This window comes from Parasegetibacter sp. NRK P23, from assembly GCF_023721715.1.
Taxonomy (GTDB): Bacteria; Bacteroidota; Bacteroidia; order Chitinophagales; family Chitinophagaceae; genus Parasegetibacter.
Window position 1 is genome coordinate 2669142 of the sequence record NZ_JAMDLG010000001.1, and the last position, 14870, is coordinate 2684011.

Annotated in this window: 18 protein-coding genes; all 18 read left to right on the forward strand. The window is 45.2% G+C overall.

Annotated features, from left to right (window positions below; genetic code table 11):
• Positions 1-40 precede the first annotated feature (40 nt).
• The 18 genes from M4J38_RS10900 (at position 41) to M4J38_RS10985 (ending at position 14870) form a co-directional block, all read left to right on the forward strand.
• Positions 41-2095 (forward strand): Mu-like prophage major head subunit gpT family protein, encoded by a 2055-nt coding sequence (locus M4J38_RS10900; RefSeq protein WP_251759598.1) that lies wholly within the window; start codon positions 41-43, stop codon positions 2093-2095.
• Between the two features lie 60 nt (positions 2096-2155).
• A complete protein-coding gene (locus M4J38_RS10905; RefSeq protein WP_251759599.1) occupies positions 2156-2482 on the forward strand; it encodes a DUF2190 family protein in 327 nt (108 codons plus the stop codon).
• 14 nt (positions 2483-2496) lie between these two features.
• Entirely contained in the window at positions 2497-2838 is a 342-nt protein-coding gene (locus M4J38_RS10910) for a hypothetical protein (RefSeq protein WP_251759600.1), read from the forward strand.
• Complete coding sequence (locus tag M4J38_RS10915; RefSeq protein ID WP_251759602.1) at positions 2835-3311, forward strand: Gp37 family protein; 477 nt, start codon at positions 2835-2837, stop codon at positions 3309-3311. The genes M4J38_RS10910 and M4J38_RS10915 overlap by 4 nt, the downstream gene beginning before the upstream one ends.
• Positions 3312-3317: 6 nt before the next feature.
• Complete coding sequence (locus tag M4J38_RS10920) at positions 3318-3539, forward strand: hypothetical protein (protein ID WP_251759603.1); 222 nt, start codon at positions 3318-3320, stop codon at positions 3537-3539.
• A 3-nt stretch (positions 3540-3542) separates the two neighbouring features.
• A complete protein-coding gene (locus M4J38_RS10925) occupies positions 3543-4964 on the forward strand; it encodes a phage tail sheath subtilisin-like domain-containing protein (protein WP_251759604.1) in 1422 nt (473 codons plus the stop codon).
• A 5-nt stretch (positions 4965-4969) separates the two neighbouring features.
• Entirely contained in the window at positions 4970-5494 is a 525-nt protein-coding gene (locus M4J38_RS10930) for a phage major tail tube protein (RefSeq protein ID WP_251759606.1), read from the forward strand.
• A gap of 89 nt (positions 5495-5583) precedes the next feature.
• The gene (locus tag M4J38_RS10935) at positions 5584-5973 is read left to right on the forward strand and encodes a hypothetical protein (RefSeq protein WP_251759607.1); all 390 of its coding nucleotides are present in this window, start codon (positions 5584-5586) and stop codon (positions 5971-5973) included.
• Positions 5974-6125: 152 nt separating this feature from the next.
• Positions 6126-7958, forward strand: coding sequence for a hypothetical protein (locus M4J38_RS10940; RefSeq protein WP_251759608.1), 1833 nt, complete (start codon positions 6126-6128; stop codon positions 7956-7958).
• 9 nt (positions 7959-7967) lie between these two features.
• Positions 7968-8846, forward strand: coding sequence for a phage tail protein (locus tag M4J38_RS10945; RefSeq protein ID WP_251759609.1), 879 nt, complete (start codon positions 7968-7970; stop codon positions 8844-8846).
• Positions 8843-9094, forward strand: coding sequence for a tail protein X (locus M4J38_RS10950; protein ID WP_251759610.1), 252 nt, complete (start codon positions 8843-8845; stop codon positions 9092-9094). The genes M4J38_RS10945 and M4J38_RS10950 overlap by 4 nt, the downstream gene beginning before the upstream one ends.
• Positions 9095-9097: 3 nt before the next feature.
• Positions 9098-10114 (forward strand): phage late control D family protein, encoded by a 1017-nt coding sequence (locus M4J38_RS10955; protein ID WP_251759612.1) that lies wholly within the window; start codon positions 9098-9100, stop codon positions 10112-10114.
• The gene (locus tag M4J38_RS10960) at positions 10114-10770 is read left to right on the forward strand and encodes a phage baseplate assembly protein V (RefSeq protein ID WP_251759613.1); all 657 of its coding nucleotides are present in this window, start codon (positions 10114-10116) and stop codon (positions 10768-10770) included. The genes M4J38_RS10955 and M4J38_RS10960 overlap by 1 nt, the downstream gene beginning before the upstream one ends.
• Before the next feature lie 72 nt (positions 10771-10842).
• Positions 10843-11775: a GPW/gp25 family protein gene (locus M4J38_RS10965; protein WP_251759614.1), complete on the forward strand. Its 933-nt coding sequence runs from the start codon at positions 10843-10845 to the stop codon at positions 11773-11775.
• Positions 11775-12884, forward strand: a complete 1110-nt coding sequence (locus tag M4J38_RS10970; protein WP_251759615.1) for a baseplate J/gp47 family protein — start codon at positions 11775-11777, stop codon at positions 12882-12884. Before M4J38_RS10965 ends, M4J38_RS10970 begins: the two co-directional genes overlap by 1 nt.
• Positions 12877-13521 carry a phage tail protein gene (locus M4J38_RS10975; RefSeq protein WP_251759616.1) on the forward strand — a complete coding sequence of 215 codons (645 nt, stop codon included), beginning with the start codon at positions 12877-12879 and terminating at the stop codon, positions 13519-13521. Before M4J38_RS10970 ends, M4J38_RS10975 begins: the two co-directional genes overlap by 8 nt.
• A gap of 9 nt (positions 13522-13530) precedes the next feature.
• Positions 13531-13872 carry a hypothetical protein gene (locus M4J38_RS10980; RefSeq protein WP_251759617.1) on the forward strand — a complete coding sequence of 114 codons (342 nt, stop codon included), beginning with the start codon at positions 13531-13533 and terminating at the stop codon, positions 13870-13872.
• Positions 13869-14870, forward strand: a complete 1002-nt coding sequence (locus tag M4J38_RS10985) for a hypothetical protein (protein WP_251759618.1) — start codon at positions 13869-13871, stop codon at positions 14868-14870. The genes M4J38_RS10980 and M4J38_RS10985 overlap by 4 nt, the downstream gene beginning before the upstream one ends.

A 14870-nucleotide genomic window follows, 5' to 3' on the forward strand; every position in this document is an offset into this window, starting at 1 on the left:
CGTAACAATACTTTTGAATCTATTAATACCAGTCGGATCAATGTCTTTACAACAAAGAGTTTCACAAGGGCTACCAAAGATGCAGGGGCGAGGGTTGTTCCAGCCAAGCACCTATAATGAAGCGGACAATACGATTGAGGTTGTATTCGCAACGGAAACCCCTGTTAAGCGCAGCAAATGGGGTGAAAGTTTTATTGAAATTCTGGATTGCTCCAAACGTAGCGTACAGCTCCAAAGGTTGAATCAAGGCGGCCCCGTTGTAGATTCTCACAATACATGGAGCATGGACTCCCAATTCGCAGTTGTTGAACGTGCCTGGGTTGACGAAAGCACACGGGAATGCAGAGCGCTTATTCGATTCTCCAAAACTGAGGGGGACAAGGAAAAGGTTGAAAAGATTAAAGATGGCATCATTCGTAATGTTTCCGTTGGTTATATCATTCACGAGGCTGAAGTAACGGACGGCGAAGAAAATAAACTGCCGGAGTTACGTGCTACTGACTGGGAACCTCATGAAATTTCATTCTTACCAATGCAGGCCGATATGAACAGCGGAACCAGGGCAGCGGAAGAAAATGTAAATGAAATAAAAATTACAAACGTAAAAGCAAGTAAAATGTCAGAAACAAAAGCTGCACTCACCGCAGAACGGAAACGCAGTGCTGAAATTTTTAAAGCATGTCGCGCCGCGGATCTCAGTGATGAATACGCTCAGGAGCTGCTTGACGGCGAAATGAGTATCGAGGAGTGCCGTGCGGCAATTCTTGCCAAAAAATCGGATACCCTTCCTGCAAACACAAAAGAGGTGGGGGAAAAAGCGGTGAAAGAAGAACGTACCCGTATTTCAGAAATTCATAAAGCCGTGAGAACCTTGGGCCTGCCTGTTGAGTTTGGTGAAAAGCTTGTGGAAGATGGTGTTTCCTTGGACAATGCCAGGGCAGCCATTATTGATGAGAAAGCCAAATCCAATACGGCAGCCCCTTCCCTTCACACCGGGTTCAAACCCGGAGAAGATGAAGCGGACAAAAAGGCTCGCGGCATGGTTGCAAACCTGTTAATTCGTTCCGGGTTCGAAGATACCGAGCGAGTGAAAGCGGGTGATCCCGGCGAATTCCGGGGAATGAGCCTGATTGATACCGCAAAAGAATGCTTGATCCTCGCGGGTCATAGTGTACGGGGTATGAGCCACATGGAGATCGCCTCCGAAGCGCTAAAAATGCACTCCCGGGGTGCGGGAGGTCAGTCATCTGCCGATTTCCCCAACATCCTGGCCAATGTAATGAATAAAAGCCTCCGGGCCGATTATCAATTGCAGGAGAAATCATTTGTTCCATGGACAAGGAAAACTCCTGCAACTGACTTCCGGGAAATGTTACGTTCTCAACTCAATGATTTCAAATTGAGCCAGGTCAAGGAGGGCGGAGAATATTCCTACGCCACAGTTGGCGATTCCGGAGAAAAGTACAAAGTAGGCAAGTTTGGAAAAATCATCAACATTGACTGGGAAGCCGTTATGAACGATGATTTGAACGCCTTCAGCAGGCTACCACAAAAGGCCGCTGCCGCTGTTGCTCAAATGCAGGCCGATGGAATCTACGGCATTCTCACCGCGTCTCACCTGATGTCTGACAGCGCCGAACTTTTTGTTGCAGGTCACGGCAACCTTACCTCATCCGGAACAGCAATCTCCGTAGCATCCCTGGGTGTGGGCCGGGAACTGATGCGCAAACAAACTGCACCAGGTGGAAGTAACCTGAACATCGCCCCAAAATATTTGATTGTTGGACCGGAAAATGAAGCGTTGGCGCTGCAATACACTTCAGCGAATTATGTATCCGCTAAATCCAGCGATATCAACGTATGGGCCGGTATGCTCACTGCAATTGTTGATGCGCGCATTACAGGCAAGCAGTGGTTTTTGGCCGCTGACCCCCGTTCCATCGATACTATCGAGTACGCCACCATCGATGGAGAAGAGCTGTACACCGAAAGCAAGTACAGTTTTGAAAAGGATGCGTTCCAATACAAAATCCGTAGCGTATTCGGCGCTAAAGCGATTGACTGGAGAGGATTGTATAAAAACGCCGGGGCGTAACCACATTCAGTAAACCAATAAAAGTCACTACCCCCTAAAACGGGGATAAATAAAGGAAGTATGAATAACGCAGTAGCACCAGGAAACACCGTTGAAATTGTTGCTCCTTCAGGCGGGCTTACAAGCGGTCAGCCGTTACTGGTTGGCGGCATGGTAGGTATCAGCCACAGCAAATATGCTGAGGGAGAAACAGCGGTCATTGATCTGGAAGGAGCTTACACGGTTCCGAAAGCCGGTGGCGCGGCTTGGGCCACAGGTGATAAATTGTATTGGGATGATACCAACAAGGTATTCACCAAAACAGCTACATCAAACACTCTTGCCGGATATGCCTGGGCAGTGGCAGCCAGCGGTGCGGCTTCCGGTGTCATTATTTTAAGGCAATAGTAGGCGCATACCGTATGAATATTTTCGACAGCATGCATCGTACGGCACAAAAAGCCATAACCAAAACAATGGGGTATATGGCCCAATGGATGCCGCTGACTGGTGGGGATGAGATTACGGGAAGTGTGCTTTATAACGAGCCGACACGTAAACAGGAAATTTCCGAACAGGATTTTGAAACCTTTCAACCGTGGATGGAATATTTGGAGGGCGAATTTCCTGGCCTATTGGAAAGTGTAAGGAACAACAATCCGGAAACGGTGGTGATAAACGGTAGAACGTTCGTCACACTTAAAAACGGGAGTAAAAAGTATGATGGGAAAACCATCATTATCAACCTCGAAGAACAAATATGAACTTATATCCCTCACAACAAAGCATCGTTCAAAAGCTCCAAAGTGATTTCACCGGGGCGGGTACGAGCTTTGTTGCAAGGGATTTGCCGGATAGTCCGGGAGAGGTTCTTAGAGGTGTTGCCAACCCCGTTGTTTATGTTGCATATACAGGAAGTATTTCCGAACCTCCCTTAACTACAAATACAATAGCCCAGCGCAGGAAAGTAACATTTGCCGTTGAATGTATTGCGCGAACGCTTTACGGGGAAAACGGAATGAATGCCGTTCGAGATATCGTTGAACAATCAATTGTAGGATTCAAACCATCAAACTGTCAGCGGCTTTACCTGAAGAAAGACAATGTGACCCAATCGGAAAACGGGGAAGCATGGGTTCATGTCTATGAATTCGAGTGTGATACAATATTGGTTCAAAAGGAAGAATCAGATCCCATAATCGTTCCATCATTCAAAGAACTCGTACACCCTGAATAAATCAAGATGAAAAATTTTAAATACATAGGCCAGCAGCAACATAATTCCACCATTGAAGTGAAAAAAGAAGGTAGAATAGTTCACGAAGATTTAAGACTATCCCCTGGAAAGTCCTATATGTTGAACGAGGATCACCCGGTTGTTAAAAGCCTCATTGCTACCGGCCTATTGGTAGATCAAGCCCCCGGAGTATCGGGAAAACAAAAAGCAATCACCGAAAAAAGATAAATAATGGCAGCAGATTTTTTACATGGGGTTGAAACCATTGAAGTTGAGGTTGGCGGCCAGACAATAAGAGTAGTTAAATCTTCGGTTGTGGCATTGCTTGGCATTGCTCCCATTGGAGCCAAGAACCAACTTGTTTTGTGTTCCAATCAAAGGGATGATGCCCAATTCGGGAAAGCGCTGCCGGGGTTCAATATACCCAAGGCCTTACAAATCATTCGATCCATAGCCGGTAGTGCGCCGGTATTGGTGGTTAATACCTTTGATACCACAGCCAACACCGAGCAAGTTACAGCGGAGGAGCAAACAGTTGTTGCCGGTCGCCTTAAACTTGCGCACCCCCCAATCGGGGCCGTTACAATAAAGCTGGTGGACGGCACCACCGATGCACCCATAGTGTTAGGAACCGATTATACATTGGATGAATTCGGCAACTTCCAGGCAATCAGCAGCGAAATTGAAAACGCAACTGTCTACAAATTCTCCTACAAAAAATTGGATGCGGAAACGGTTACCCCCACTCAGCTCATTGGCGGCGTTGATGGCAGTAATGTAAGGACCGGTCTGGCTTTGTTCGACCTGGCCTATAATACCTTCGGCTTTAAAGCAAAGGTGTTCATTTCGCCGAATTACAGCAGCCTTTCGGCTATCTCAACCGCTTTTTCAACTGCAGCCCAGAAAAACAGGGGAATTTACCTTCTCGATGCGCCTTTTGGAACCACGATTGCCGGAGCGATTGCCGGGCGCGGACCATCGGGCGGCTTGGTTTTCAACACCTCGGATGAAAGAGCGTATTTGCTTTATCCATACCTGAAAACCTTTGATGATTACTCACAAGCCGATGCCGCATTTCCATATTCTGCATTCATGGCCGGGGTGATCATTCGCACCGACAATGATTTGGGTTACTGGTTTTCTCCATCCAACAAAGAAATTACCGGAGTAACTGGTTCCGAAAGAATTATTGAATGGAGTATCAATGATCCGGATTGCGAAGCGAACCAGTTAAACGCGGTTGGCATCGCAACAATTGCGGCCGGCTATGGAACCGGTATTCGTACATGGGGCAACCGAAACGCTTCCTTCCCCAATTCGACCAGCGTTAAAAATTTCGTAGCCATTCGGAGGACTGATGATATGGTGATCGAAAGCATGGAATTGGCTTCTATCAATTTCGTGGATTTGCCGCTTTCACAGGCTATGATCGACACGATAAGAGAGGCAGGCAATGCCCTTTTGAGAACTGAGATTCAAAGGGGAGCAGTTTTACCTGGGAGTAGTGTGAACTATAATCCCGAAGATAACAGCGCTTCGGATCTGGCTTCCGGTAAAGTAACCTTCGAAAGGGTTTACATGGTGCCGCCGCCGCTGGAGCGTATCACGTACCGGGATGTATTAGATATCAGTTTGCTTAATCAATTCAACTAATAAAAATGGCAGGAATAAATATCAATCGGTTATCAAACGCCAACGTTTACAGCAACGGTAACAGCCTTTTGGGTAAGGTAGAAGAAATACAACTTCCAGCCGTAAAAGCAAAAATCGTTGATGTGAAAGCCCTTGGGTTGATCATGGATGTGGAAGTACCAAGTGGGTTTGAGAAAATGACCGGCAAGATGAAATGGAATGCCGTTTATGGGGAATTGATTGAAGAGTTCGGCAGCCCTTTCAATACAAAACAAATTCAGGTCCGGGGTAACCTGGAGGTATATGATACTACCGGCAGAACGAGTGAAACAGCGGTCGTTGCATACCTCACCATTCGGTTTAAGGATGTGCTACCGGCCATTACCTTAAAAATGAATGACAATCCCGAGCAAGAGAGCGAATACAGTTGCTCCTATTATCGCCTTGAAATCGGCGGTGTAAAGTACCTGGAGATTGACGCTTTTGCCAATACTTTCTTCGTGAAAGACAAGGACCAATTGAAAGAATACAAAAAGAACCTTGGCTTTTAATCGGTGAGGACTTTGGTTGGGTTGGATGGTTAAATCGGGCTGGCTGTTGATTCGGCCAGCCTTTCTTTTAAATAACAAAAAAACCAATAATGGAACAAGAAAACATCACGAACGAGGACGTTAAAATCGCAGAACAAATGAAAATCTATCCCACAACGCCCAACGAAAACGGCGATTTTTTCGAATCGTTGGAAGATGAAGAAATGGGCATCCAAACTCATAGCTATGAGAACGGCTCAAAAGTGAAAAAATGCAAACTGCCAGCGTCCGGGTTTGATGTTGTAGTTCGGCAATTGCGGGGTAAAGATTCAAAAATGATTACCCGGTTTACCAATGGCGATGCTGAAAAATATCAAATGGCAGCAATGACGATCGCCACAACGGTAAACGGGAAAAACGAAACCATGGAGTTTTATGAAGAACTATACATGAAAGATTTTGCCACAATTATGGCCATGGTTGGCGATCTAAATTTTTAGTTGGCCGTGATGCCATTGCGTACGTAGCAAAGTATTACGGCATTAGCCCGCTGGAGGTGGAGGAGTGGCTTACATCTCAAATACACGAATATCACAATGAGGCGGTGAAAATGGAAAAAGAGAAGGCCAATCAAATGAAATCAGCGTATTAGGTGGATAAGAGTTTAAAAATAGCGCTTATACTTTCTGCAACCGACCGTGCCTCAGCAGTGATCGGCCGGGCAATGGCGAACGCGGAAAGGAGAGCGAAAAGTTTGGAACGGGCAGGTAAGACCATGAGCGACATGGGCGATAAAAGCCTAGTTGCTGGCGCTGCCATGTCTGCCGGTCTGCTTGGTACACTGAAGGCGGCCGCCGATGTTGAGCGGATGCAAATTGCCCTTCGCACATCATTCAAAGGAAGCGAGGAGGAGGCAAACCGAGCTTTTGGAATTATCAATAAATTCGCTGCCGCTACTCCATACGGACTTCAAGAAGTAATGACCGGGTTCATTAAGTTGAAAAACATGGGCCTTGATCCGTCCATGGAAGCGCTTAATGCCTACGGAAATACAGCTTCGGCAATGGGAAAATCCCTTAACGATATGGTTGAGGCAGTAGCCGATGCAGCTACCGGCGAATTCGAAAGGTTAAAAGAATTCGGTATTAAAGCCAGCAGCCAAGGGAAATTCGTAACATTCACATTCCAAGGAGTAAAAACAACAGTTCGTAAAGAATCGGCTGCAATCGAGCAGTACCTAAAAAAAGTTGGCAATGTAAATTTTGCCGGAGGTATTGATGCGCAAAGTAAAAGTTTGTATGGTCAGTTCTCAACGACAGTGGACGGCGCTCGTATGGTCGCTGCTTCGCTTGGGAAAATCCTAATTCCTCCTGTAAACGAACTGTTTAAAAGAATTGGACCTGTACTTGAAAGGATTCAAAAATGGATTGACGCGAACCCTAAACTTTCCCGCCAAATAATGATGACCGCCTCAGCCGTTGCAATCGCCCTTCTTGGATTTGGGGCTGTTATGAAAGTTATTGGATTTGTGCTTTCAGGATTTTCAACGGCTTTGAGATTGGGAAGTATGTTTATGCGCGGCTTCAGCATGGCCATTACTTTCGGAGGTAAAGCCGCGGCGCTTGCGGTACGAGGTTTCCAAGCCGCACGGTTCGCCATGTTCGCCCTTCAATACGGATTAAAATTCACAATCATCCCAGCTTTACAGGCCGCGGGATCCGCTATTCTTAAATTTGGTACTACCCTCCTTGCCAGCCCTATAACCTGGTACATTGCGGCAGCGGTTGCGCTGGGGGCAGCGGTGTATTTCATCATTAAGAATTGGGATAAGATCAAGGCCTTTTTCGGCAGGCTTTGGGAAAGTGTAAAACAGTCATTCTCAAGGTTCTGGAATTGGGCGAAACAAATGTTCCTTAATTATACACCACACGGGTTAATCATAAAACATTGGGATAAGATCGGACCAATGTTCGTTCGAGTGTGGAACAATGTAAAAGCGGTTTTTACCGGTGTTTGGAACTGGATAAAAGGACTGGGTAAAATGTTTTTCGATGCGGGGAAAAATATTGTGAATTCTATTTGGAACGGCATGAAGGCATTGGCGATGAAACCAGTAGAAATGATCAAAAATATAGTTGGAAAAATCAGGAAATTCCTGCCCTTCTCCCCTGCCAAAGAGGGTCCGCTAAAAGATATTCATCGGATTCGTCTTGTTGAGACTATCGCCCAAAGTATAACCCCTAAACCTCTATTAACGGCCTTCAGCAAAGTGACCGGAGCGCTATTTGGGCAAATGTCACGGCCTATGCCGGTTGTTGCAGGCGTAGGAGGATCGAGTGGCGGTGCTGTATTCAATTTGACAATTAATTTAAGCGGTAGCGCTTCTCAGGCAGACGGGGAAATGGTTGCATCCAGTATAAAAAATCAAATGGAAAAATGGTGGAATGAAAAACAGAGACAGCAGGCCCGAACTTCATTTTCATAAAAAGATTTTATGTTTTTTGCACAGTTAGGTACAACGGAATACAAAGGGGCGTTTACATTCAATTCCTATTCGGAAGATGAGGAGGCGATTATTGTTGAACACCCTCTAATTGGCAGAAAGGCGAGACTGCAACAGGGGGCAACCGGCTTGCGCACGATTGCGATTTCTCTTTTCTTGCACCAGGAATATTGCAATGTTGAAGCCGAAATAAAAAAATTACGGGCATCAAAAGATTCGTTTGAAATTCTCCCTTTGTTGTGGGGAAATGGAGCGGTTGAAGGCGAATTCATAATTGCTTCAATTGGTATAAGTAAGGCTCAGATGGACGATACAGGCAATACCATTTCTTCCTTGGTTAATATTTCATTAAAAGAAAATGTTGTTGACGACAAACGCGACCAGCAGCAGCAGCAAGCTAAAAAGGACGCACTTGCAGTTGGCAACAAAAAAACACCATCCAAAAGCAATAGGATTAATCCCTCGACTTGCAGCAAACAGTCGATTGATATTATAAGCGTAATTAAGGCAAACTCTGGCAGGGTTGATACAATCTCCAGACAGTACACCAACAACCCAGCATTAAACAGCAAATTGATGTCCCATTTGAAAATAATCTCGAACAGCGCCCAAATGTTGGTTGACGCGACAAACAACTCCGGAAGCTGCCTTTTCAATAATACAAATATCCGTGGAACGGCTACAAACGTAAAGAACAGAGCAGATTCGCTGAAGGCCATTGTTCATGCCAACGCAGGTGGATATGGGAGTGGCTTATTCACTCCAGACATCACTGGAGTTAAAACCGGAAATACCACGTTACAATCGGCAGTTCGCGCGCTTGATTCTGCAGCAAACACAATACGCCAATCCTCAATCACAAGAAAATGACCACAATCGAGTATATAACAAAGCCAGGCGACAGGTGGGATTTGATCGCATTTAAAGCCTACGGCACAGTTGCTGATGTGACACTAGAAGATGGGAGGAGGGAGAACGCAATTGGATTGATCATTAGGAGCAACCCGGAATTGCCAATTGAAAGTATTTTATTAGATGGGCTTCTTTTGCAATTACCGGTAATCCCAAGCGGTACCGTACAAACGGAAAAGGAAAGTTTGCCACCCTGGAAAAGATAATCAATGAATCTACCTAAGCCAGAATATTCGATAATTTACAACCAGCGAGATATAAGCATGGATATTTCTGAACAGGTTTTAGGGATATCATATACTGATAAAGTTGCCGGGGAAAGTGATACTATTGAAATTTCTGTTGAAGATACTGACGGGCGATGGCAGAATGATTGGTACCCTAAAAAGGGTGATACAATTCAGGCTTTCATAAGGGAGAATAACCGGCAACTGGATTGTGGCGTTTTTGAAATTGACGAAACGGCTTTATCCTCTTCCACCGGAGGGGACATTTTCACCATTCGTGGACTTGCCGCTGGTATTAAGGCTCCGGTTAGAACAAAAAAATCATATGCCCACCATAATAAAAGTCTCCGGGAAATAGCCAATACAATTGCGGCGGAATCTGGCCTGACATTGTTGGGAGTGGTGCCAGATATCACATTGGGGGTTTCAAACCAATACAGGGAAACTGCCGTTGGCTACTTAAACCGGATTGGATCGGAATACGGCTGCGTTTTCTCAATCCGGGGGGATAAGCTGGTTTTCACCCATTACCTGGAAATTGAGAATTCAAACTCCGTACTTTCAATACCAAAATCTAAAAGCATAACGGTAAATCTTACAGACCAGACGAACAAAACATTTAAGGCCGCAAGGGTACGCCATAATAAACCAAACGATAAGGAGGTACAAGAATTTACCTCAACTGAACAAAATCCAACGGGAAGTTCAGATACGTTGGAAATAAGAGTAAAGGCTGAAAACAGGCAACAAGCAGAGGCGAAGGCAAAGTATGCCCTTTCAAAGAATAACACTAAAACGGTTTCGGGAGATGTTAACATGCCAGGAAACATTCTTTTAGTAAGCGGTTCAAATTTTGAGTTAACTGGCTTCGGTTTCATGAGCGGCATTTTTCATATTATAGAATCTACCCATACAATTGACCGATCCGGCGCTTATACAACATCAGCAACAATTAAACGCGTTAAAACAATTGATTCCACAAAATTCAAATCCGTGTAATGAAAAACTTTAAAACAGGTATTATTTCCGAAGCAAAGCCAGGATTTGCAAAAGTCTATTTTGAGGAAGATGAAATTGTAACCACCTGGTGGCCGATAGTTGTAAAAACGAGCATGAAGGACTTTGAAAGTTGGCCGCTGAATGTAAAGGAGCATGTAGTGTGCCTCACGGATGAGCATTGCGAGGAGGGGGTTATTATTGGGTGTATTCACAGTAAACCAGAGCCTCCAGATCCGGGGGCCGGCGCAGGCAAATTCAGAAAGGTTTTCGAAGATGGAACCGTACTGGAATACGAAAAAGGGGCGCATAAATTAACCGCAGATGTTAAAGGTCCGGTTTCTATAAAATCAACGGCAAAAGCCGAGCTTGAAGCCGTTATTATAGAGTGTTCCGCCTCAGCATCTGTCAAGGTGGCTGCGCCTGTCATAAACCTTGACGGGAACGTATCCATTTCAGGAACGCTGGCGGTAGCTGGCGCACTTTCCGCAGCAGGAATAACTGCAACCGGCGGTTCAGCTATTTCCGCAACCGGGAATATAGAAACCACCGGCGAATTAAAAGGCGGATCAGTTAAAGCGGGACTTATAGACTTGGCGACCCATAAACATCCAGGAGTACAAACAGGTTCGGGTCAAACGGGCGTTGCTATCCCATAGAGTGCCTAAACATTGCCTAATTAATCCATTTCATATCCACGTTTTTTGTAGTTCAACAACGGAGATAATCCTTTGGCTACACTTTCACAGATACGATCATCTATTTGGAGTTTAAGCGCTACCGGTGGCGGTGGAATCGCTGAAGGTATTGCAGCAATCCGTCAGGCTATCGATATCATTATAAGAACGACAAAAGGAACGGACCCATTACGCCCCCTTTTCGGAAGTAATGTTTATTTGTATGTTGACGCACCAGCAACCAATATCCCCCAGATCAAGGCGGCTATACTGGATGCGATACAAACATGGGAGCCCAGAGTGATTATTACCAGCCTTCAACACCGTCTTGAAGTTTCGCATCTTTTTATCGATGTAGGATACAGATTAACAGATAGCACCATAGCAGATTTATTGACTGTTACAATTGGTGCTGGCGGGGTAAGCACTGGCGTTTCCCCAAGGCGTTTGATCTTGCAGGGTTTAATACCTGAAAATCCGTCTGGCTTTCAATACCTGGTTGATCTCACGTTGGATGGGGTGCCAATTCTTCCGTTAGTTCCGGAAAGTGGTTTCCCCTCAATAAATGAAATGTATTTGTGGATAAAAGAGAATTGGGGCAATTATGGCCAGTGGTACCAAACGGTGGAAAAAATTATTGGGTACATCACTCCACCTTACAAAGGTGGATCACTTTCAATAAGCCTTCTGGAAATTATGAAATTCTATGGCGGTATTCCAGGGCTTCCTATAGAATTCAAATATTTAGTAACAATTACTATTGATGGAACTGAATATGAAAGTGATGTGGATTTATTCAACCCGGAGGAAATCAGGCAATGGGCAGAGAATACACTTGGAGAGTTTGGCTCATGGAAATTAGAAAATATGCCCGGGAGTTTCAACGATGATTTTAATGAGGATTTCGAACTTTTCAGGCAAACGCTAGCCCTGTACACTACTGAGGCGGAGAATGTAATTATCGCAATTTCAACCATAGAAATATAATGGCAGATCAGCTCCCATCAATTTTTGAGGAAGCCGTACAAAACAGGCTTACCAGAATACAGCAAAGGTTGGAAGTAAACCTCGGCCGGCCACTTGCTCCTGGAGATGTAGAAATGCTCATTGCAAATTCATTTGTATATGAAATGCAGCTTCAGGCAATTGCCGGGAACGAGGCTTTCAGGCAAAGCATGGTGAAATATTCCGTTGGCGCTTCTTTGGAAAACCTTGGGGAGCTTGTAGGTGTAAAGCGGCTTCCGTCAGCCGGTGCGGAAACTACAATTCAATTCACCTTAACAGACGGACATTTACCCATACAAATACCACAAGGAACGAGAGTTCAAAGCGAGGATGGCGTTGTAGTTTTTACAACCAATAATGCGGTGGATGTGCCAATCGGAATAAACACGGTTGTGGTTACCGCCCTATGCCAAACCGCAGGCGTAATTGGAAATGGGTATGAGCCGGGAAAGGTTTCGATTATTCTGGATCCTGTGGCTTTTGTTTCCACGGCGCAGAACACTACGGTCACTTCAGGAGGCAACAACTCTGAAAGTGATGATCAATTAAGAGAACGTATCAAATTGGCACCATCCAGTTTTAGCGTTGCAGGACCGCGTGGGGCGTATGAGTTTTTCGCAAAATCTGCTCATCCTTCAATTGTTGATGTTGCGGTGATCACTACACAGCCGGGTGAGGTAACAATTTATCCCCTTTGTGATGGAGGGGTTCTTCCCTCCACTGAAATCCTGGCTTCAATTTTATCAATTTGTGATGATGAAAAGGTGAGACCCCAAAACGATACTGTTTTGGTGGATGAGCCAATCGTTGTGGAATACGAAATTGAAGTTCAACTCACAACCTACACCGGCGCGATAAATTCGGAGGTGGAATCAATCGTAAACCAAAACCTTGAAACGTTCCGGCAGGAACGAAATAACCGGCTCGGAATGGATGTTGTGCGTAATCAAATCAATGGATTGTGCATGATCAAAGACAAGGTATATAACGCAACGATCGTTTCACCTGCTTCGGATATTGTGGCAGATGAAAAAACGTATCCGAAATGTACCGGCATTTCTGTAACCATAACCGGAAGTAACGATGGCTAATGAAGTCCTGGCAGATAGCATTTCTCATCAACCCGAATTTCAAGGGTGGTACCGAACAATAAAAGACACGGTAGCCGATCTTGATTTGGGCAGGTTGTTGGTATATATAATCGATACGGTTGATAGCAGTGCGATCCCCGCCCTTGCCGAGCAATTTAATGTGTTGGGGTACAAAGGGATGAAGCTGGCCCAGAATGAGCAGGAACAGAGGGAAATCATAAAGAGGTCCATTGAGTTGCACAGATACAAGGGAACAGAATGGGCGATTAAGGAGGCATTAAAAAGTATTGGCTTTGACGATGTACAGTTAATCAAAACCGGGTTCGATCATTGGGCAAAATTCGGTTTGGAAATAACAAATAGCACCAGGGCGATTTCAGATAATGCTTTCACAGACATTACCCAAATGGTGAAGGAATATAAAAGGGCCGTATGTGTGTTAGATAGTATTTCATTGACGATTTCGGTAGAGGATGTGATCGATATCAGCGAGGATGAAGCAATAGCGAACCCGGCCATTGTCCTGGAGGATTTGATTGAGATGAGTGGTACCCTCAGATATGACGGAGAAGGTATGTATGACGGAGACTATGACCACAGCGGCGATAGCGATGTGGTGATTATTGAAGAAGCATAAAATTTTATCATGGTACTTGAAAATGGTTTACTGAACGCGAAAAGGTTACTTGCCGGAAATGCTTCTGGCCAGGAGTACACAAAAATTGTTGTAGGTACAAGTAATACTCCTGTTTCAGGAGCCGATACCACAATAACAGGCGCTTTTGAAAAGGATATTACAACCGTGGACTACCTCGATGGGTTTGTTCAATTCAACACACTATTACTGGCCGGAGATCCTGCAATGGTTATCCGTGAAATCGGGCTGAAAAACGCCGATGGTGTCTTGTGCCACAGAAAGGTCATTCCGGACGTAAACAAGGTTGCCGGAGTGAACTATAACATAAGCTATAAAATTAAAGTCCAATGATACCATACGACGATCTGGATGAATTTACCGAATCGGATATTTACGATACGAGTGATTTGGTACTTGGCGGTGAAACTGGAGTGAGTAATACCCCATTAAAGGCACTTTTCAACAGAACAGAATACTTGCGCAGGCGAATGGGTGGTATTGAAGACGTTAAACAAATAACTGGCTCATACACTCACGATGTTGCTGATTTCGGAAAGGCGTTCGTTTTTAGTTTGATGGACAACGCCACATTTACGCTTCCGGATGTAGCATTGCTGAGGCCCGGAATGCTCGTCCCCATCATTACAACCTATACGGCGATTAAAGCCCTTACGGTCCAAGGGGCTGGTCAGGTAATTAATGATGGCGCGGGAAATGTGTCTCAAATGTATATGCACGGTTCAGAGCGCCTAGTATTGATGGCCGCGGTAGATCACTGGGAAGTTTACTCAGCCCATGGAAATTTCCACAACGCGGGTGAAATATTCGGAGGCATGAAGGTAATGCGCAATACTGCAGTCCTTAACGGCAGTTTGTTCAATCGTGCTGATATGCCAAGGCTCCGGGATTTTGGATTATCCTTAGGAACCTCGATAGTTTCAGATACCACATGGCTCAGCGACCCGGGTGGGCAACCAGTTTACCGTGGCTGCTTTTCATCAGGCAATGGCTCAACAACCATGCGTCTGCCAGATCAAAGGGGATTATTTGACCGATACCTTGATCTTGGGCGTGGAATAGACTTTTCGCGGCTGCACGACGCTGCCGGCGGCTTCGCCCTTGACGAATTCCGCCAGCACAACCATACCCCTACAAATGATGGCAATGGCACAAACTATGGACTGTTGGGTAGGTCTATTCCAGGTGCAAAGAAAACCCCAGATGGACACGATACAACCGGGGGCGGCACGGAGCCTAATGTTGCTGATGCTCCTAAACAAATGATCAACGCCGGAGGAAGTGAAACCAGACCGAAAAACGTAGGAAAATATCCATTAATAAGATTTTGA

What these genes read in the sequence shown, in the direction of transcription:
- M4J38_RS10955 (WP_251759612.1), top strand. Translation starts at nt 9,098, where the DNA reads ATGAATCTACCTAAGCCAGAATATTCGATAATTTACAACCAGCGAGAT.
- M4J38_RS10925 (WP_251759604.1), top strand. Translation starts at nt 3,543, where the DNA reads ATGGCAGCAGATTTTTTACATGGGGTTGAAACCATTGAAGTTGAGGTT.
- M4J38_RS10975 (WP_251759616.1), top strand. Translation starts at nt 12,877, where the DNA reads ATGGCTAATGAAGTCCTGGCAGATAGCATTTCTCATCAACCCGAATTT.
- M4J38_RS10930 (WP_251759606.1), top strand. Translation starts at nt 4,970, where the DNA reads ATGGCAGGAATAAATATCAATCGGTTATCAAACGCCAACGTTTACAGC.
- M4J38_RS10905 (WP_251759599.1), top strand. Translation starts at nt 2,156, where the DNA reads ATGAATAACGCAGTAGCACCAGGAAACACCGTTGAAATTGTTGCTCCT.
- M4J38_RS10910 (WP_251759600.1), top strand. Translation starts at nt 2,497, where the DNA reads ATGAATATTTTCGACAGCATGCATCGTACGGCACAAAAAGCCATAACC.
- M4J38_RS10950 (WP_251759610.1), top strand. Translation starts at nt 8,843, where the DNA reads ATGACCACAATCGAGTATATAACAAAGCCAGGCGACAGGTGGGATTTG.
- M4J38_RS10970 (WP_251759615.1), top strand. Translation starts at nt 11,775, where the DNA reads ATGGCAGATCAGCTCCCATCAATTTTTGAGGAAGCCGTACAAAACAGG.
- M4J38_RS10980 (WP_251759617.1), top strand. Translation starts at nt 13,531, where the DNA reads ATGGTACTTGAAAATGGTTTACTGAACGCGAAAAGGTTACTTGCCGGA.
- M4J38_RS10945 (WP_251759609.1), top strand. Translation starts at nt 7,968, where the DNA reads ATGTTTTTTGCACAGTTAGGTACAACGGAATACAAAGGGGCGTTTACA.
- M4J38_RS10900 (WP_251759598.1), top strand. Translation starts at nt 41, where the DNA reads ATGTCTTTACAACAAAGAGTTTCACAAGGGCTACCAAAGATGCAGGGG.
- M4J38_RS10915 (WP_251759602.1), top strand. Translation starts at nt 2,835, where the DNA reads ATGAACTTATATCCCTCACAACAAAGCATCGTTCAAAAGCTCCAAAGT.
- M4J38_RS10920 (WP_251759603.1), top strand. Translation starts at nt 3,318, where the DNA reads ATGAAAAATTTTAAATACATAGGCCAGCAGCAACATAATTCCACCATT.
- M4J38_RS10935 (WP_251759607.1), top strand. Translation starts at nt 5,584, where the DNA reads ATGGAACAAGAAAACATCACGAACGAGGACGTTAAAATCGCAGAACAA.
- M4J38_RS10960 (WP_251759613.1), top strand. Translation starts at nt 10,114, where the DNA reads ATGAAAAACTTTAAAACAGGTATTATTTCCGAAGCAAAGCCAGGATTT.
- M4J38_RS10985 (WP_251759618.1), top strand. Translation starts at nt 13,869, where the DNA reads ATGATACCATACGACGATCTGGATGAATTTACCGAATCGGATATTTAC.